The sequence below is a fragment of the Faecalimicrobium dakarense genome (assembly GCF_000499525.1).
GTDB classification, from domain to species: Bacteria; Bacillota; Clostridia; order Peptostreptococcales; family Peptostreptococcaceae; genus Faecalimicrobium; species Faecalimicrobium dakarense.
In genome coordinates, this window is record NZ_HG529362.1 from 12508 (window position 1) to 31699 (window position 19192).

The 19192-nt window shown below is 28.6% G+C and carries 14 protein-coding genes and 1 riboswitch; of the genes, 4 read left to right on the forward strand and 10 right to left on the reverse strand.

From position 1 onward, the window contains the following. Positions 1-22: 22 nt before the first annotated feature. Complete coding sequence (gene yidA, locus BN899_RS11265; protein WP_042275450.1) at positions 23-835, forward strand: sugar-phosphatase; 813 nt, start codon at positions 23-25, stop codon at positions 833-835. A 257-nt stretch (positions 836-1092) separates the two neighbouring features. Here the strand turns inward: yidA and BN899_RS11270 are convergent, their stop codons facing one another. From BN899_RS11270 to BN899_RS11285, 4 genes are all read right to left on the reverse strand, one after another. Continuing rightward, positions 1093-3738, reverse strand: coding sequence for a cell wall-binding repeat-containing protein (locus BN899_RS11270; protein WP_052356829.1), 2646 nt, complete (start codon positions 3736-3738; stop codon positions 1093-1095). A 99-nt stretch (positions 3739-3837) separates the two neighbouring features. Then, positions 3838-4389: a cell wall-binding repeat-containing protein gene (locus BN899_RS11275; protein ID WP_052356830.1), complete on the reverse strand. Its 552-nt coding sequence runs from the start codon at positions 4387-4389 to the stop codon at positions 3838-3840. Continuing rightward, positions 4370-6790 (reverse strand): bifunctional 2',3'-cyclic-nucleotide 2'-phosphodiesterase/3'-nucleotidase, encoded by a 2421-nt coding sequence (locus tag BN899_RS11280; RefSeq protein ID WP_052356831.1) that lies wholly within the window; start codon positions 6788-6790, stop codon positions 4370-4372. Before BN899_RS11280 ends, BN899_RS11275 begins: the two co-directional genes overlap by 20 nt. 385 nt (positions 6791-7175) lie before the next feature. Then, entirely contained in the window at positions 7176-8357 is a 1182-nt protein-coding gene (locus BN899_RS11285; protein WP_042275451.1) for an ion channel, read from the reverse strand. A 150-nt stretch (positions 8358-8507) separates the two neighbouring features. Here BN899_RS11285 and BN899_RS11290 point away from each other — a divergent pair, with 150 nt between their 5' ends. Next, a complete protein-coding gene (locus BN899_RS11290; protein ID WP_042275454.1) occupies positions 8508-8936 on the forward strand; it encodes a hypothetical protein in 429 nt (142 codons plus the stop codon). 76 nt (positions 8937-9012) lie between these two features. Beyond that, the gene (locus BN899_RS11295) at positions 9013-9324 is read left to right on the forward strand and encodes a DUF1540 domain-containing protein (protein WP_042275455.1); all 312 of its coding nucleotides are present in this window, start codon (positions 9013-9015) and stop codon (positions 9322-9324) included. Positions 9325-9373: 49 nt separating this feature from the next. On the opposite strand, the gene BN899_RS11300 is transcribed toward BN899_RS11295, so the two are convergent. The 6 genes from BN899_RS11300 to BN899_RS11325 all read right to left on the reverse strand — a co-directional run bounded on the left by BN899_RS11300 (position 9374) and on the right by BN899_RS11325 (position 18287). After that, complete coding sequence (locus tag BN899_RS11300) at positions 9374-10699, reverse strand: Na+/H+ antiporter NhaC family protein (RefSeq protein WP_042275458.1); 1326 nt, start codon at positions 10697-10699, stop codon at positions 9374-9376. Positions 10700-10858: 159 nt separating this feature from the next. Then, a riboswitch (SAM riboswitch) is annotated at positions 10859-10963 on the reverse strand. A 112-nt stretch (positions 10964-11075) separates the two neighbouring features. Then, positions 11076-12161, reverse strand: coding sequence for a butyrate kinase (buk, locus tag BN899_RS11305; protein ID WP_147568542.1), 1086 nt, complete (start codon positions 12159-12161; stop codon positions 11076-11078). Positions 12162-12373: 212 nt separating this feature from the next. Beyond that, complete coding sequence (locus tag BN899_RS11310) at positions 12374-12967, reverse strand: indolepyruvate oxidoreductase subunit beta (RefSeq protein WP_042275461.1); 594 nt, start codon at positions 12965-12967, stop codon at positions 12374-12376. A gap of 1 nt (position 12968) precedes the next feature. Then, complete coding sequence (gene iorA / locus BN899_RS11315) at positions 12969-14768, reverse strand: indolepyruvate ferredoxin oxidoreductase subunit alpha (RefSeq protein ID WP_042275463.1); 1800 nt, start codon at positions 14766-14768, stop codon at positions 12969-12971. A gap of 52 nt (positions 14769-14820) precedes the next feature. Further along, positions 14821-16086 carry a pyridoxal phosphate-dependent aminotransferase gene (locus BN899_RS11320; RefSeq protein WP_042275466.1) on the reverse strand — a complete coding sequence of 422 codons (1266 nt, stop codon included), beginning with the start codon at positions 16084-16086 and terminating at the stop codon, positions 14821-14823. Positions 16087-16343: 257 nt separating this feature from the next. Then, a complete protein-coding gene (locus tag BN899_RS11325) occupies positions 16344-18287 on the reverse strand; it encodes a sigma 54-interacting transcriptional regulator (RefSeq protein ID WP_042275469.1) in 1944 nt (647 codons plus the stop codon). A 234-nt stretch (positions 18288-18521) separates the two neighbouring features. On the opposite strand from BN899_RS11325, the gene BN899_RS11330 reads away from it, so the two are divergent. Next, on the forward strand, positions 18522-19169 hold the full coding sequence (locus tag BN899_RS11330; RefSeq protein WP_042275472.1) for an SIMPL domain-containing protein: 648 nt from the start codon (positions 18522-18524) through the stop codon (positions 19167-19169). Positions 19170-19192: the final 23 nt, after the last annotated feature.

Consider the following 19192-nt stretch of genomic DNA (forward strand, 5'->3'; position numbering starts at 1 on the left):
AAAATATTTTAGGAGGATAAATATGTATAAATTAATAGCTCTAGACATTGATGGAACATTATTAAATAGCGAAAAGAAAATCACATCAGATGTGTTTGATTCTATCCAAAAAGCAAAAGAAAATGGTGCAAAAGTAGTATTATCAACAGGAAGACCTCTTCCAGGAGTAACTCCTCTTTTAAATGAATTAAACCTTAATGATGAAGGCGATTACGTTATATGCTTTAATGGAGCAGTCGTTCAAGAAGTAAAAAGCAAAAAAGTTATTTCTAATATAGAAATGACTTATGATGATTTTAAGGATATATATAAAGTTGTAAAAAAACTTAATACTAAGGTTCACATAAATACACCTACTAATCTAATAACTCCACATGAAGAACCTAGTGAATATACAGTGCATGAATCTGAAATAAATAAAATACCAATCGTTTATAAAAGTGAAGAAGATATAGATGATAGTATAACATTTTGTAAAATAATGATTATCGATCACCCAGAAAGATTAGAAGAAATTTTAGAAGTTCTTCCCAACGAACTTCGTGAAAAATATACAGTTGTTAGATCTGCACCTTTCTTCTTAGAGTTTCTAAATAAAAAAGCTAATAAAGGAACTGCACTAAAAGCTTTATGTAATAGTATAAATCTACCTATCGAAAAAACAATAGCTGTTGGTGATGAAGAAAATGACCAACATATGATAAAAATGGCAGGACTTGGCGTTGCCATGGGTAATGCTCGTGATAGCATAAAAGAAATATCAGATTACATAACTACAACTAATAATGATAATGGTGTTGCAAATGTTATTAATAAGTTTATATTAAGTAAATAAAATTTTCTTTGTTTAACTTTTAATAATTATAGACTATATTTATCTAAAAGGAGTGTCTCAAAATGATTTTTAGGAATCATTAAATGAGGCACTTTCTTTTTCCATTCCTCTATACACATAAATTAATTTTGTACATAAAAAATGAACTCTAGTCATAGAGTTCATTTTTGTTAGGCAATCTTTATTTTATTTTAAAACAGTCCCTTTATTTTTAATAAATTTTTTAATTTATAATTTTTATATAAGTTTCTAACTAACTATTTTTTTAATATACTCTTTATCTTAGCAAATATACCTTCATTTCCATTTCCACCAACTTGAGTTAACATTTTTGTTTTCTTTGTTGATAAAACTTGTACTTGCTTTTCACTTAAAGTATCTCCACCTATAACTACTGGTGTATTTTCTTTAGCTGCAACAACTCCTACTGCTAATGCATCTATAAGGTCATTATTTTTTGCCATTCCATCTTTAGCTACAAATATATTATTTAATTCTTCTTCTTTATAGAATGTATCCACTATTATAGCATTTGTTTCATTTCTAGTATTTCCACCAAGTCTAGTTGCATTTGGTAATTCCTTTATAACTTCTTCATTTATAGCAGATTTTCCGCCTATAACATATGACTTAGTTATTTTTTCATCTACTATAAATTTATCAAATACTTTTGTTCCTGCTTTAGGAGAAGAAAGTACTATTGGCATATTTTTACTAGCTGCAACTGGTGCTATACTTACTGCATCTGCAAGTCCTTTTTCACCATTTACTACTGCTACCTCTGATATATCACCTAATTTTTTTGCAATTTCTAAAGATGTTTCGTATCTATCATTTCCAGCTATTCTTTCTACAGATACTTTCATAGCTTTTAATTCATTTAATACAGATTCACTTACTACATTACTTCCACCTATTACATAAACATTTTTAGCACCTAATCTAGTTATTTCTTCTTTAGTTTTAGCATCTAATTTTTTATCATTTGTTAAAAGTATTGGAGCATTTTTAAGCTTTGCAAAAGGTGTTGCAGATAGGGCATCTACTCCAGCTTCTGAGTTTACTATTACTACATTATCAGATTTATTAAATGCACTTTGACTTACTTTAGTTGCAGTTTCAAATCTTGTGCTTCCAATAAGCTTATTTGTATTTACAGCATGTGTATTTATTATATTCGGGTTCTTGTTTACATCAATTTGATTTAATCCTAAAGTACCATTACCATTATTATCTTCTTTAGAGAATTTTTCTGTATATTTTTCAAATGCTTCTAAATCTCCCATAACTACTTCATAAGTTGTTTGTTTAAATGTATCAAATCCATCTCCACCTTGAGCTAAGAATATATTTGCTACGGCATTAACTTTAGTTGTATCTTTTACTTCAGTTTTCTTTTCATCTTTTAAGTTTATGCTATCTACCTTAACTATCCATTTACCGTCCTTCTTTTCTGGATGCCACTTATATGTAAATCCATCTACTTGTAACATTCTTGGTCTATTATATTTTCCTTCTTCTTGACCTACTATCCAATCATTTATTTCTTGCTTTTCTAGTATTTCTTTTAATTGAGCTCCAGTTAAAGTAAGCTTAGTTAAATCATTACTAAATGGTTGTACAGTATATACATCTTCGTAAGTCACATCTCCTGAATTTAAGTCTGCTCTTACTCCACCTATATTCATAAGAGATATATCAATGTTTTCACCTTTATCTCTAGTAGCCCAAAGTTGAGCTTCTGCTATCATTCTTCCTAGTTCAGATTCTCCATTGTCATTATCTATACTTCTAGATATTTTTTCTTCTGCAAATCCAACTTTTCTTTCAAGCATTGGTTTAACATCAGATTTAGCATTTTCAACTATTTTAGCTACTTTAGCATCAGCTGTTACTTTACTTGGATCTACTGAAATTATATTAGCTTTACTGCTTACAACATCTCCTGTTGTTTTATCTATAGTTAAATCTATTTCCCCTATATTTTGACCTTTAGAATAAGCTTGAGTAACAATTATATCATCTTTTCCTTCTCTTTTTATAATAGAGTTTGCATAATCATGATTATCAGCAGCTATTATAACGTCAACTTCACCATTAACTTTTTTAGATATATCATATATATCACTAGTTTCAGATAAATCTACTAAGTTTTGTGTATCTTTATCAGTCTTTGCTGGAACATGAGATAATACAACTATAGTTTTAACACCTTGTGCTTTTAATTCTTCTGTATACTTGTCTATAACTTGTGCTTCATCTAAAAAATCTACATCTTTTATTCCATCAGGAACTACTTTTTTAGCACTATCTGTTGTTACTATTCCTATTACACCAACTTTAACACCTTCAAACTCTTTTACTGTATACGGCTTTAATATTGGTTCATCTTTTTTTATAGTTTTATTCCCAAATTTAATATCTTTGTTAGCTACTACATTTGCAGTTATCCATCCTAAATCTTCAGACCCTGACCACTCAAGCCCTGATTTGTGTTTTCCACCTTGAACAAGTCTAGCTAATTCATCAACGCCTTCATCATATTCATGATTTCCAGTTGTAACTATATCAACATTCATTTCTTTTAATATTTCAAGAGTTGGTTGATCTTGCTTAAGTGCAGCAACTGCTGGACTTCCTCCAACAGCATCTCCTGCTGACATAGTAAGTGTATTTTTATTTTCAGATTGCATTTTTTTTAGATATGCTGATAGATTTGCTATCCCACCACCATATTTAGAGTCTTCATCATATTGTCCATGTAAATCATTAAATGATAATAATTTTACATCTACAGTATTTCCTTCTGCTAAAGCTGTCATTGGTTGAATTAGAGTTGGTATTACTAATCCTGCTGAAAGTGCTATTGCTGCTAACTTTTTTGTTCCTCTTTTATAACTCATTTTTTATCCCCCATGTTATATATCTTATTTTTTATTTACATATATTTTTATAACAAGTTCTAGATTTTTCAATCTAGAACTTATTATCATCTAATTGTATTATTTTTTTAATATAGATTTTACCTTATTAAATATTCCTTCATTTCCATTTCCGCCAACTTTAGTTAACATTTTTGTTTTCTTAGTTGATAAAACTTGAGCTTGTTTTTCATTAATATTTGCCCCACCTATTACAACTACTGCATTTTCCTTAGCCGCAACTGCTCCTACTGCTAATGCATCTATAAGGTCATTTTCTTTTGTCATTCCATCTTTAGCTACATATATGTTGTTTAGTTCTTCGCTCTTGTAGAATTGATCTATTATAATAGCATTAGTTTCATTTCTATTTACTCCACCAAGTCTAGTTGCATTTGGTAATTCCTTTGCAACATCTTCATTTATAGCAGATTTTCCACCTATAACATATGATTTAGCTATTTTTTCATCTTTTATAAATTGACCGTATCTTTTTATTCCTTCATTTTTTGAAGAAAGAAGTATTGGCATATTTTTGCTACCTGCTACAGGTGCTATACTTACAGCATCTGCAAGTCCTTTTTCACCATTTACTACTGCTATCTCTGATACATCACCTAATTTTTTTTGCAATTTCTAAAGATGTTTCGTATCTATCATCTCCAGCTATTCTTTCTACAGATACTTTCATAGCTTTTAATTCGTTTAATACAGATTCACTTACTGCATTACTTCCACCTATTACATAAACATTTTTAGCACCTAATCTAGTTATTTCTTCCTTAGTTTTAGCATCTAATTTTTTATCATTTGTTAAAAGTATTGGAGCATTTTTAAGCTTTGCAAAAGGTGTTGCACAAAGACCATCTGATATAGCTTCAGAATTTACTATTACTACATTATCTGCTTTATTAAATGCACTTTGACTTATTTTAGTTGCAGTTTCATATCTTGAAGAACCTGTTAATTTTTGCTCAGGTATTGAACTACTTACATAATTTAAATCATATGAGTATTTAACTAAATTTTCTCCATTTGCTCTTTGAGCATTTATATATGGATGTTCTGATAAATAATTTTTACCATTTTCATGAGACGTAAATACTACTTTAGCATTAGTATCTACAGGTTTTATCTTCCAGTTATCATCATGAGTTGGATTTATTGTTCCTTGTGATTTTATATAATCTACTATTGTTTCTCTATTCTCATAAACACTTGAATATACTATTTTAGCATCTCTAACACCAGGGAAAGAACCAGTAGCTCTATAGTTATTAGTTACAACTAAGAACTCTTGATTTAAATCTAAATCTTTTCCATTTAACTTTAAGTTGCTTATTCTTGATGAATTAGCATTTATAGTTTTTCCGTTTCCATCATATTTAGCTGGTTTTGTTACATCTATTTCATATGTTAATCCTTCTATACTATCAAAGTTATATGATCTATAGTTTGGATTTAATAACTCTTGTTCTTCTTTAGAATTAGTATCTATAGCATTGAACATTCCTGCACACATTTCTAACCACTCTTTTACTTGTGCTCCGTTCATTTTTAATACATTTAATGTATTATCATATATGTATAAACTAGATAAATCTTTTATCTTTAAATCTCCAGCCTTTATATCAACAAAGCTTGTTGCATCATTGAAATCTCTTCCACCTGCTTTAAATGGTGCTGCTGCTGATAGTATTTGTAGGTTTTTATCAGCTTGTAATTCTGATTGACCTTCTTTTATAGCTTTTTCAACATACCACTTTTGAGCATTTGCAACTAATTCAACTGAAGAATCATCTGATACCAATGAGAAGAAACTATTTAAATCACCTGTACTTTTTCCAACTCCTGAATTTACATATTTTACAGTTTTTTCATGAGCTGATTTAAGTGATGCATTTTCTGATATTATTGGATTGTTTACAGCAGGTGCTTCAGTTCTTATTGGATCTGCACCTTCCCCATAAACTTTTCCATTAACATTTCTTCTTTCAATCTTACTTTGTTCATCTATTACTGACCATTTTCCATTTTGTTGAGTTAATTTTAAATCAATAATTCCTAATTCTTTTCCCCAGTTAGATGGTTGTACTATTTGTGCTCCATTCATTTGTTTTACTGTAGTTGAATGAGAATGTCCTGCTACAATTGCATCTATACCATCTACTTTACTTAATTGATAAGCTGCATTTTCTGAATTTACAACATGCTTATCATCTTCTCCTGTACCTGTATGAGCTAAGGCAACTACTATATCAACACCTTCTTTTTCTTTTAGTGTTTTAGTTACTTTGTCTGCTGCAGTTTTTATATCTTCAACTTTAACTTTACCTTCTAAATTTTGTTTGTCCCAGTTTAATATTTGAGGTGGTACGAATCCAGTTATACCTACTTTTATAGTTTGCTTGTTTCCATTTGAGTCAATAACTTCTTCATTTATTACTTTATATGGATTAAATTTATAACTTCCATCCATGTTTAAAACGTTTGCATTTAAAACATCTGTTTTCATAACAGATTTATCTGTTATTTGCTTTAAGAAATCAAGGCCATAGTTAAACTCATGATTACCTAAAGTTGTTGCATCATATTCTAATAAATCGAATGCTTCATATACTGGGTATTTTTCTCCAGGCTTTGTCTGTGTTTCTGGGCTCATAGCATATACACTTGCTAATGGATTTCCTTGTATTGCATCTCCATTATCAACTAATATTGTATTATCTATTTTATCAGCTATATCTTTATTTTTATCTGCTTCTTTTTTGGCCTTTTCTATAAGAGTTGCAATTTTCGATAATCCTAAGTTTTGATTAGCTTTATCTGTATAATAATCATGATCCATTATATTGGCATGTAAATCAGTTGTTGCCATTATACGAAAATCAACGATTGGTGATTGACTTGTTTTTATTTCTGCTTCTTGATTTTTTATATTTGTGCTTTCAGCTGCTAGTACTGGCATTACAGCTTGTCCCGTTATTGCTGAAGCTATGGCTATTGTTGCTATTTTTTTACTCTTATTTTTCATAATTTCCCTCCAAATTATATAATTTAATTTTCCATAATATTTTTTAATGATACCCCTATAGATAATATAAAACATTTTTCGAACACTGTAAACACTTTTAAGCTTTTAGTTCGTGTTTTCGATATATTTATACATTTTTTTATTGATATTAAATTAATATTATACTTTTGTTAAGTTAATTTAAAAATATATTGTATTATTCAATTTAATATAATCTAATTAATAATTTATGTTTTACATTAGTTAGGAATTTTCTCTTAGATTTATGAAATTTTTAGAAACGTGCAACTGTCTATTTATTGGCGTTAGTACATAAAAAAATGAACTCTAGTCACAGAGTTCATTTTTTATTAGGCTATCTTTATTTTATTTTGAGACAGCCCCTTCATCTAGTTATTTTTCTAGCTAAAGTAGCTGTCCATACCCCTACCATAGTAACTCCTAAAAGCATTTCTATTCCTGATAATAAAATACTACCTCCAATCGGTGTTATATCTCCATATCCTACGGTTGTAAATGTAACTATACTAAAATAAATAGATTGCATAAAATCAGATATTAAATCTGGCATAGCTAGCCCATACTCTAATGCCAATTTATAATCTATAATATATCCTCCAACACTAATACCTGTAAACATATAAATAATCGCAAATATTAATACTATTTCTAAAGAGGTTATAAGAGCATAAGTTGGTCTTTCGCCATACCCACATAACATCCAAAATATATATGATTTAATTTTATTTAAACCACTTAAAGACTTATTTTCCATACATTTTGACATATAGTAATATTCTCCACAGTTATCCATTAATCTGTTTGCTTCAAACTTAGAAGCAAATTCCATATATACCTTAGAAGCTATCTCATATGTTTTTTTATAATTTTTATCCACTTTTATTTTGTCTATAAATGTATACTCATCAAATTTAGTTAAAAAATTATCATCAAATTTAAATTCATTTATATCTGGATTTAAAATTTTTAACGACCTACAATCCGAGTCTGTTATATAAACTTTATCCATATGTACTTCACTAAATATTGAATTTTTTAAGTTTGTATGTATAAAGCTTACACTATAAAAATTAACATTTTGAAATACACTATTTTCCATATAGCAACTTTTAAAATAACAGTTTTTAAACTTAGTTTTATTATTGAATATGCTTATATCTCCGCTTGAATTATAGAAAAAACAATTTTCAAAAGATATATTTTTAAAATTACAATTTAAAAATGATGTTCCTAAAAAAGAACAGTTATTAAATTTAATGTTATTAAATTTACAGCTTCTAAAAATATTGTACTTAAATTCAATATCAGTTAATATTTTAATTTTTCTTAAATCATTTTTATCACTATTACCTATTAATTTTTTTTCAAATGTTTTTATCATAATTTCTTTTTTATTTTCTATATTATAAATATCTTCTCTAAAAGATAAGTTATTTTCCTCAAATAAATTAAGCTGAAAATAATACCTTCTTTTATTCTCAGCTTCTCTTTTCATCAAATCAATATTAACTTCTTTTCTAATTTTATCAAAATTATAAACTTGCATCTAATCACCCTATAATATATTTTAATACCTTTATTTAATAATACTTTGTTTTTTATACAAATCCTTTATTTATAGAATACTTGTCTATATTTTTTAATATAAATATAATACGTTGATAAAATTACTTGAAATATTTAGAGGAGGTTGTTTATGAATATTAATATTAATGAATTAGAAGAAAGCTTGCCTAAAGAATGTTGCTCTTTTTGCACTCATCTTTCTTTAGATGGTCCAAATGAAGATTATCAATACAATATAAAATGCATAATGCTTGATGCTTTGCCAGAATCAAATAAACGTTGCGAATTTTTTTCTCCAGAAAATAGCAATTTAACTACTGAAGATTTAGACAACCTATATATTAATTACCTAGAAGCTTGTATAAAAGTAAATTACGATAATTATTTAAATTCTATTCACTTTAAATTATTTAAAGAAAAAGCTTTATCTCACTATAATAATAAATGCGTTCTTTGTGGATGTAGTGATAATTTAGAAGTCCATCATGTTAATAAAAAATTTGGTCGAGAAAGTCTAGATGATGTTTTCGTTGTATGTTCTGATTGTATTACTAAATAATTAATAATACTTGTTATAAAAAATAATTTATCTCCACATACTAAGGTAGAAATAAATTTGTAGGAGGTATTTTAAAATGACAAATAGTAATTTAAATTGTTCGGCTACTAGCTGTGCTTATAACAATGGTGGAGGATGTTTTGCAGGAGGTATAAATGTAGATGGACGTCAAGCTACTACTACTGGAAATACTACTTGTGCATCTTATATAGATAAAGCTAGCGCTGGATTTACAAATTCTTCTAATGCTTATGACTCTGTAGGTACAAGAGATATTCGTTGTAAAGCTACTAATTGTAAATACAATGTGGATGAAGCTTGTAAAGCTGAACAAGTTCATATAAACAATGATAAGAATGCAAGTTGTGAAACTTTCGATCTTAGATAGTTATAAATAAAAATAGTACTGAATAAAAATATTCAGTACTATTTTTTGCTTATGCTATTTTACTTTCTTTTTTCTTTTCTTTAATATCTGATAATTTTGGGAACCCAAAAGCTATAGCTAATATTCCAAATAATCCCATTAAAATCGGATAATGTAAATACCTTAAAATTTCCATTGGAGATATTGCTGCTAACCCTGCAGCCGTTAATATTTGAGCTCCGTAAGGAATCATCCCTTGGAAACAAGAAGAGAAAATATCTAGTATACTTGCCGATCTTCTTGGATCTATATCAAATTCTTGTGCTATATCTTTAGCCAATGGCCCTGCCATAACTATTGCTATAGTATTATTTGCTGTACATAAGTCAACTAAAGCTACAAGAGCTGCTATTCCAAATTCAGCGCCTTTTTTATTTTTTATTCGACTTGTTATAAAATGTAATACAAAGTCTATTCCACCATTAAACTTTATAAGCTCAACAATACCACCTATTACTATAGACATCATACATAATTCATACATTCCTACCATACCTTGTGATGCTGCATCTATAAATCCAAATACATCAAATGAATTTGTTGATATTCCTATAATTGCTGATACAATTATTCCCATTGGAAGTAATGCAAATACATTCATTCCAAATAGTGCTCCCGCTAATACAATTATATATGGAACCACTTTTATTATTTCATAGCTATAATTTTCTGATATCATTACCTCATACCCTGATGTATTTATTCCAAGTATTATAGCTGTTATTATTGCTGCTGGCAAAACTATTAAAAAGTTAACCTTAAACTTATCTTTAAGTTCACATCCCTGAGTTCTAACTGCAGTTATAGTTGTATCTGATATCATAGATAAGTTATCTCCAAACATAGCTCCACCTATTACTGCTCCTATTACTAAAGCCATAGGCATTCCAGTCTTTTCTGCTATACCGATCCCTACTGGTGCTATTGCTGCTATTGTTCCCATTGATGTTCCCATTGAAACAGATATAAAGCAACCTATGATAAATAATCCTACTACTATAAGGTTTGGTGGTAATATTGATAAACTTAAGTTTACAGTAGAATCTACTCCACCCATTGCTTTTGAAACACTTCCAAATGTTCCTGCTAGTAAGAAAATCATACACATTAATATGATATCAGGCTTTCCTGCCCCTTTACAAAACACATCTATTTTTGTAGAAAATGACTCTTTTTTATTTAACATTAATGCAACGCCAGCCGATATAATAAATGCAAACAATACTGGCATTTTATAAAAATCACCTGTTATAATTCCTGTTCCTAAAAATAATAATAAAAATACTCCCAATGGTAATAATGCCAATGCATTACCTTTTTTTATTTCTTTTTCCATACATGTCGCCTCCTCTTATGTTTTAATTAATATATAAAAATTCGCTTTACTCATTTCGCCAACGACTGCGTCCGTTGCTCAAGTCCAGCAGTAGGAAATTATAATTTCCTTATATTTAAAAAGCCTGAGAATAAACTCAGGCTATAATAAGCAATTATTTACTCATCTTTCAGCTATTAGCTGCAGGATTTAGCACCAATGTATATTAAATATACTGGTTGCCGGGTTTCAAAGGGCCAGCCCCTCCACCGCTCTTGATAAGGAGTATTCAGTTTTTCTCTTGCTATTTTTTTATAATACTATAATTGTCTAAATATTTCAAGTATTTTTGATTTTTTTAATAATTATTTTTTACTAATTTTATCAACACTGCTTTTTATGCCTTAGCTAATTCATTTTCTTCATATACTCTAGCATTTTCTTCTCCTAACAGCACTCTTAAAACCCCTAAAGATAAAGATTCAAGTTCATTTTCACCTGGAATAATATCTACTGGTGCTATAAAATCCACTCTTTTTTTAATCATAGAAGTTATTATATTTGAATAAGCAATTCCACCTGTAATAACTATTGCATCAACTTTTCCCTCTACAACTGTTGCTAATTCGCCTATACTTTTAGAAACTTGATATGCCATCGCTTCGTGAACAAGTTTTGCATCTTCATTACCTTCATTTATCATTTTTTCTACTTCTCTAACATCAACTGTTCCTAAATATGAAACTATACCACCATTTCCTCTTATCATCTTTAGCATATCTCTATGTGAGTATTCTCCTGAAAAGCATCTATCTATGATTTTTTTACAAGGCACTCTTCCAGCTCTTTCTGGTGAAAATGATCCTTCATCATCCGATACAATATCTACCATTTTACCTTTTTTGTGCACACTAACTGTTATACCTCCACCTAAATGAGCTACTATTAAGTTTAAATCTTTGTAATTTTTATTGTTATTTTTAGAATGTTTCATAGCCATAGCCCTAGAATTTAACGCATGACTTAAGCAATCTCTATCCATGCCGCAAATTCCAGATAATCTAGCTATATCATCAAGTTCATCTACTGCTACAGAATCATATATGTATGCATTTATTTTAAGTTGTTTTGCTATTTCATAAGATATAATAGCCCCTAGATTTGATGCATGCTCAATTATAGGTCTATTTACTAATCTATCTATCATTTGATCATTCACTAAATATGCCCCTGACTTAACTGGCGGAAGTAACCCGCCTCTTCCAACAACTGCACTCAATGTATTTATATCTATATTATTTTCTTTAAGAACTTTTAGTACCTCATCTTTTCTCATTTCAAATTGATCTTGTATATTATTATATTTTGCTATTTCACAAGCAGGATGATCGATTCCTTTTACTAATACTACATTATCATTATCATAAACAGCTATTTTTGTAGATGTAGACCCCGGATTTACAGCTAGTATTCTATATATCATAAAATATCCCCCTCTTTATTTTATTTTTATATACTAAGAGATTATAAATTATCTGATTTATGGTTAATTTATAATCTCAACTACTAAATTTAAGCAACGGACCTGATTTTTAGGTCGTTGGCAACATGAGTGAAGCGAATTTTATAAATTAAGCTATTACTGTATATCTATACTTGTAATAGCTTAATTTAATATTCTAACTTTTATTTATACTAGTTTATTTGAACAGCTTCACTAGGAATTAAATTCATACCTTCTTTTAAAGCTTTTATATTTATATCTACAAACTTTTCTTTTACGTTATCTTTTATTATCTTTTCCCAATTAATATGTTCTAGTTTCATAGATTTAACTAAGCTTCCTAATAATATAACATTCATTATTTTAGCATTTCCAAGTTCTAAAGCTTTATCTGCTGCGTTTAGACAAATAGCATTTAATCTTTCTAGTTCTTCATCTATTTCAGTTTCAAGGTATTCTGCCTTACCTGTTAATACTGGCATAGAGTCCATTCTATAGTTATTATAAATAATTTTACCTTCTGGCTTTAAGAATTTTATCCATCTTAATGTTTCCATTTTTTCAAATGATACTAAAATATCAGCTCCACCTACTTCTATAACTGGAGAATATACTTTTTCACCGTATCTAACTTGTGATGATACCGAACCTCCCCTTTGGCTCATTCCATGTATCTCACTCATCTTTACATCATATCCAGCTTCCATAAGTCCTGTAGTTAATAATTTACTAGCAAGTATAGTACCTTGCCCTCCTACTCCTACTAAAAGAATACTCTTAGTCATACTACATTACCCCCTTAGACACAGAATTATTAGATATAGCTTCTTTTGGACAAACTTGTGAGCAAACCCCACATCCTACACATTGATTTGGATCTATATTTACTTTCTTAGTTTCTTTTGTAAATGATATAGCTGGACATCCTGTTTTCATACATATTTTACATCCTATACAATCATCATGGTCTACAGTGCATTTACTTGTAAAAGGATTATTAAATTCTTCTATATCTTCTTTAGAGAATTTTTTAAGAACACATGGCCATCTAGTTATGATTACTGATGGTTCTTCTAAGTTAAATGCCCAATCAAGAGTTTCATTTACTTCTTTTAAATTATTCGGATCTATATTTCTAACATTTTTTATTCCACAAGCTCTAACTAACTCTTCTATATTTACTTCATTAGTTATTTCACCCTGTAAAGTATATCCTGTTCCAGGATTTTGTTGATGCCCTGTCATACCTGTTATTCTATTATCTAGTATTACAGATACACAATTTCCTTTATTATAAGCAATATCTAAAAGTGAGTTTACTCCTGTATGGAAGAATGTAGAATCTCCTAAAACTCCAACAACTTTCATATCATTGTCTTGTTTCATATTAAATACTCTTTGAGCTCCGTGACCAGTACTTAAACTTGCACCCATACAAATTACTGTGTCCATAGCATTATACGGTGGCGCAAATCCAAGAGTGTAACAACCTATATCGCCTGTTACCATTACATTTTTTCTTTTACCTAATTCATAGAAGAAACCTCTATGAGGACATCCTGCACATAATCCTGGAGGTCTTGGTACAACTAAGTCTTCATTGAAATCTATAGTAGGATTTGTTTTGCCGTATATAGCTTTTCTAATTACATCTGGTGTCATTTCTCCGTACACAGGTAATATATCTTTTCCAAAACACTCTATACCATTTGCTTTCATTTGTTCTTCTATAAATGGATCATTTTCTTCTATTACATAGATTTTGTCTACCTTAGATGAGAATTCTTTTATTTTTTCAATTGGCATTGGATTAGTAAATCCTAGCTTCATATATGATGCATCTTTACCAAATACTTCTTGTGCGTATGTATGACACATACCAGATGCAACTATTCCAATTTTAGTATCATTTATTTCGTAATAATTTAAAGGTGTGCTATTTGAAAATTCTTCTAATTCTTTTAATCTTTCTTCTACTGCAACTCTTCTTACTCTAGCATGTGCTGGTACAGTAAGATTTTTCTGAGGGTTTTTGATATAGTCTTTTATTCCTACTTCTTTTCTATCAAAACATTCTACTATTCCTTTTGAATGACATAGCCTTGTTGTTAATCTGTATAAAACTGGTGTATCGAATTTTTCACTTATCTCAAATGCTTCTTTCAACATTTCTTTAGCTTCTTGACTAGTTGAAGGCTCTAAAAGTGCTATCTTAGCAAATTTAGCATAATTTCTATTATCTTGTTCATTTTGTGATGAGTGCATTCCTGGTTCATCTGCTGAAATTAAAACCATACCACCATTTACTCCTGTATATGCAAAAGTAAATAGTGGGTCTGCTGCTACATTTATCCCTACATGTTTCATAGAGGCCATAGTTCTAGCACCTGCTAGAGATCCTCCTATTGCAGCTTCTAAGGCTACCTTCTCATTAGGTGCCCACTCAGCAACTATGTCATCTTTATATAATGCTACATTTTCTAATATTTCAGTACTTGGAGTACCTGGATATGCACATGCATATTTTACACCAGCCTCATATGCTCCACGAGCAATAGCTTCATTACCTGTCATTAATTGTTTCATAGTTAAAATCCCCCATAAATAATTATTAATTTATAATCTATTTACTATGTCCCTATATATTTAATGATTTTTGACTTTCCACATATTCAAGTGCATTTTTTATAATGCTTGGTGCTATTTTACACTTTTCTTCTGATACTGCACAAATTGCAAATCTAATACCCATTTTTAATGGTACAGCATAAACATTATCTTTTGTTAATTCTTCTGATACTTCCATAGGATTATCACATGGTATACTTATAAAAAATCCATCTATATATGGAAGTATTGGAAGTCCTACCTTTTTAGCTTCTTTAACAAATATGTCTGCTCTTTTATTTAACATCTCTTTATGCATATTTTTTTCTTCTGTGTATGTTTTTAGTTTTTGTTGGTCTTTAACTATATTAGATAATAGACTCATTGCTCCTCTATTACAATTTGACCAGTTTGCTCTACAAGAATGAACACATGCATAGTAAAACTCTTCAGCTACATTTTCACTAGCTGTTATGCATATTGCTGCACCCATTCTCATTCCGTAAGCTGTAAATCCTTTTGACATACTAAATCCTACTATTACAAGTACATTTTCTGGAAGGTTAGAGAATTTAGAGAAGAATTTTCTACTTCCATTATCATCTTTTGCAAAATCTATATATGCAATATCTACAAATAATATTATCTTCTTGTTTTTATCTTGTGCTACTTCTTTTGATAAATCTAAAATTTTATCCCATTCATCATCTGATACACTATATCCAGTTGGATTGTGCGCTGGTGTATTTAATATAGTAAATATTCTTTCCTGTTTAGATGATATTCTTAAAAATTCTTCTTTAAATGATTTAAAGTTGAAATTATTATTTTCATCAAATAGTTTATATGTAGCAACTTTTCTTCCTATTTCTTCTGTTATGCTTACATATGGGCTCCAGAACCAATCAGATGTTAATAATTCATCACCTTCATTAGTGTAGTTCCAAGTTGCTAACTTTATAGCACCGCTCCCTCCTGGAGATGCTACGGCTTTTACATATCCTTCAGGTAAGTATTCTTTAAAACATATTTTTTTAACTGCTTCAAGGTAATCTGGTTGTCCTTCTAATGCAGCATATGCTGAAATATCTTTATTCTCTAATGATTTGTACTCATTGTATACAGTTTCCATTGTTATTAACTTGCCTTCATCGTCCATAAGAGCTCCTATAGTTCCATTTATAACATTATCTTTTCCTATAGCTCTCTCTGCCTTTTGAGCTCTTTCTGATAAATTAAATATTATATCTTTCTTCCTTGGCCACATAGAATGTTTTGCCACCATACTCTGAGTCATAATCAATACCTCCTAAAATATTTTGTATTTTTATTTAAAAGCAACTTATATGCCAATTTGATTATGTTAAATAAAGTCTTTACTATATTAAATATAATTTTTATTTAACATAAAAAAATCAGGCATATCACCTGATTTAGCATTATTATTAACAGAATTTTTTAAAAATTATTTATGTATTAATTTACCTATATTTTAACTGTCTTTCAAATATTAACTTTTGTTAACATTAGTTAATATTTGTTAACATTAATAAACTAAATATTTTTATTACATTTTTTCCATAATGCAGTTCTGCTTATTCCCAGTATTTGTGATACTTCCGTTTTACTTAAGCCTTGGTTTAATAGCATATCTATAATTTTTTGTTCCACAAAACTATTTATTTCTTTCATATTTATATTTATATTAGTATAATCAAGTTCGGTATTTTTATATTCATCTTTATAATCTCTATCTATACTAATATAATCAAATTTGTTTATTATGTAATCTAATTTTATTTTACCTGTTACAACATACTTTTGAGCTATGTTTTTAAGTTCTCTCACATTTCCCGGCCAATTATAAGCTTTTAGTTTGTCTATATCTTCTTTATTCAACTTAGAATTTTTTACTACTTTATTTAAGTCATCAATATTGCTATTTTTTAGTATTTTATCTACAAAGTGTTCAAATAATGGTACTATATCTTCTTTTCTCTCTCTTAGAGGAGGAATGTTTATTTCTAAACTGCTTAATCTATAAAATAAGTCTGCTCTAAATGAATTGTCTCTTATCTTTTCAGTTAAAAACTCATTTGTTGCTGCTATTATCCTAATATCTAAAGGTATAATATGATCTGATCCTATTCTCATTATTTGTCTCTCCTCTATAACTCTTAATAGTTTAGTTTGAAAATTAAGTGGTAAGCTATTAATTTCATCTAAAAACAGAGTTCCTTCATGAGCTAATTCAAATAATCCAGGTTTACCTCCTTTTTTAGCTCCTGTAAAAGCACCTTCTTCATATCCAAACAATTCACTTTCTAAAAGATTCTCAGATATAGTTGCACAATTTATTGCAACAAACGTCTTATCTTTTCTTTTACTTATATTATGCATACTTTGAGCCAATATTTCTTTTCCAGCTCCACTCTCTCCATAAAGTAGAGTTGTATAATCAGTTCTTCCAATTCTTTTAGCTTCTTCAATAAATTCATTTGTGACTTTATCTTTGAACATAAAATCAGAAAATGTATATCTAGCATATAATCCTTTCTTATTTAAATCAGCTCTTATTTTTCTTTCTAAGTTTTGCAATTTAGTTATATCTTGAATTATTCCAATTGCTCCATATATATGACCATCTACTTTTATTAACTTTGCATTAGTGTTTACTACTGAATTATAGATATGTCTTATTTTTCTCTTACTGTCTTTCTTAGTATGCAAACATTCTAATAGCCACTCCATATTAGGAAATACGTCTAAAATATATCGATTAGATACATCTTTTTTATCAACTTTCATTATTTTCATAGCAGTATCGTTATATAATAATATATTTCCATTATTATCTATTGCTATTATTCCATCCTTTACTCCATCTAATATATTTCTTAAAATCTCATTATCGAATTTTTCCTTTTCAACTGTTTCAAGTAAATTTTTAGAATACTCTATAGCCTCTTTTATAGAATCGTCACTTGCATCTATAAATACATTATCCATGTTATACTGTTTTGCAAAAGAACATGCAATCCCACTTCCAACAATAACTACATCATCTTTCTTCTCTATATATTTGATTACTTTATTTCTTATTTCATATTTAGATTTAAACCATTCTTCAGATATATCTACGTCTATTATACCTCTCCATTTATCATAGTCAAAGTCAACTTCATCATATCCTAATATTAGTACAACTTTCTTTGAATATGAACTTGCTTCTTTTATCGCCTTTAATAAATCTATTATTTTCATATTTAAAGGTATTACAGGTACATTAACAGTGTCTAAGATTAGTTTATATCCGCCACCTCTTCCAATTATAACCTGAGCACCTTTATCAACTAACATTTTACCTTGTTCTTCTAATAGATCCATATCTATAATATCTATTATTATGTTTTTATCCTTAACATCTTGATAATATAATTTTTCAATTCTCTTTTTTAGTTCTAAATTAGATGCTATTATACCTATTATCTTTTGCACTATCTATTCTCTCCCCTGTTTTAAGATGTATTTATTTTTAAATATTTTCCTTTATCTAATTTATCTGAGTTTAGATAATATAAATTATATATACCTTCATTTATATTAATATTTTGTATTATATCATAACTTTATTTCTTATTGAATAAATCATCCTTAATATAAAATTCATATTTACATATCGTTTTGAATATAATTTATATGTAATCTACTAGGTTTTAAGGAGGTATTATAATGCAATTTAGAAATAATAATAATAATATATGCATGCCTACAAATAAAGGATATTTGTCTGTAAACGGAAACGGCTATATTGAAGTGAATGCTGATATAGCTAAACTAAATACTAGAGTAACTTCAGAAAATAAAAGTTTAGAAGAAGCACAAGAACAAAATAGTAAAATAGTTAATATTTTACTAACTAGTTTATATGACTACGGAATACCTAAGGAAAATATTCATACTGAAGATATATCTGTAACTAGAAATTATGATTATACTAATAATGTATTAATTTCTTACAAGGTTTCACAGTTAATTAGTATATTAATTAATGACCTTTCTAAACTAAAAGATGTATATGAATTAGTAATAGAAAATGGAGCTAATGATGATATAAGTGTAGATTTTATGCTTTCTAATCCATCTTATTACTATAGTAAAGCATTAAAAAAAGCTAGCCAAGATGCAATTAATAAAGCATCATTATTAGCTAAGAATTTTTCTCTAAAATATAATCCTATTCCTTCTAAAGTAACCGAGGTTAGTTCTTCACTACAGCCAATTACATATTCATCATCTAGTAATTTTCAAGATCTAGCGCCAGGATTAGTTAAAATTAGAGCTGAAGTTAAAGCTGTATTTACAACGTTTCCTTTCTAAATCTTATTTACTATAGTATAAAA

Excerpts from the sequence above, each read along its gene's own strand:
- buk (WP_147568542.1), bottom strand. The coding sequence starts at position 12,161 with ATGATATATAGAATACTAGCTGTAAATCCGGGGTCTACATCTACAAAA.
- BN899_RS11290 (WP_042275454.1), top strand. The coding sequence starts at position 8,508 with ATGAATATTAATATTAATGAATTAGAAGAAAGCTTGCCTAAAGAATGT.
- BN899_RS11310 (WP_042275461.1), bottom strand. The coding sequence starts at position 12,967 with ATGACTAAGAGTATTCTTTTAGTAGGAGTAGGAGGGCAAGGTACTATA.
- BN899_RS11330 (WP_042275472.1), top strand. The coding sequence starts at position 18,522 with ATGCAATTTAGAAATAATAATAATAATATATGCATGCCTACAAATAAA.
- yidA (WP_042275450.1), top strand. The coding sequence starts at position 23 with ATGTATAAATTAATAGCTCTAGACATTGATGGAACATTATTAAATAGC.
- BN899_RS11280 (WP_052356831.1), bottom strand. The coding sequence starts at position 6,790 with ATGAAAAATAAGAGTAAAAAAATAGCAACAATAGCCATAGCTTCAGCA.
- BN899_RS11295 (WP_042275455.1), top strand. The coding sequence starts at position 9,013 with ATGACAAATAGTAATTTAAATTGTTCGGCTACTAGCTGTGCTTATAAC.
- BN899_RS11320 (WP_042275466.1), bottom strand. The coding sequence starts at position 16,086 with ATGACTCAGAGTATGGTGGCAAAACATTCTATGTGGCCAAGGAAGAAA.
- BN899_RS11285 (WP_042275451.1), bottom strand. The coding sequence starts at position 8,357 with ATGCAAGTTTATAATTTTGATAAAATTAGAAAAGAAGTTAATATTGAT.
- BN899_RS11270 (WP_052356829.1), bottom strand. The coding sequence starts at position 3,738 with ATGAGTTATAAAAGAGGAACAAAAAAGTTAGCAGCAATAGCACTTTCA.
- BN899_RS11300 (WP_042275458.1), bottom strand. The coding sequence starts at position 10,699 with ATGGAAAAAGAAATAAAAAAAGGTAATGCATTGGCATTATTACCATTG.
- iorA (WP_042275463.1), bottom strand. The coding sequence starts at position 14,768 with ATGAAACAATTAATGACAGGTAATGAAGCTATTGCTCGTGGAGCATAT.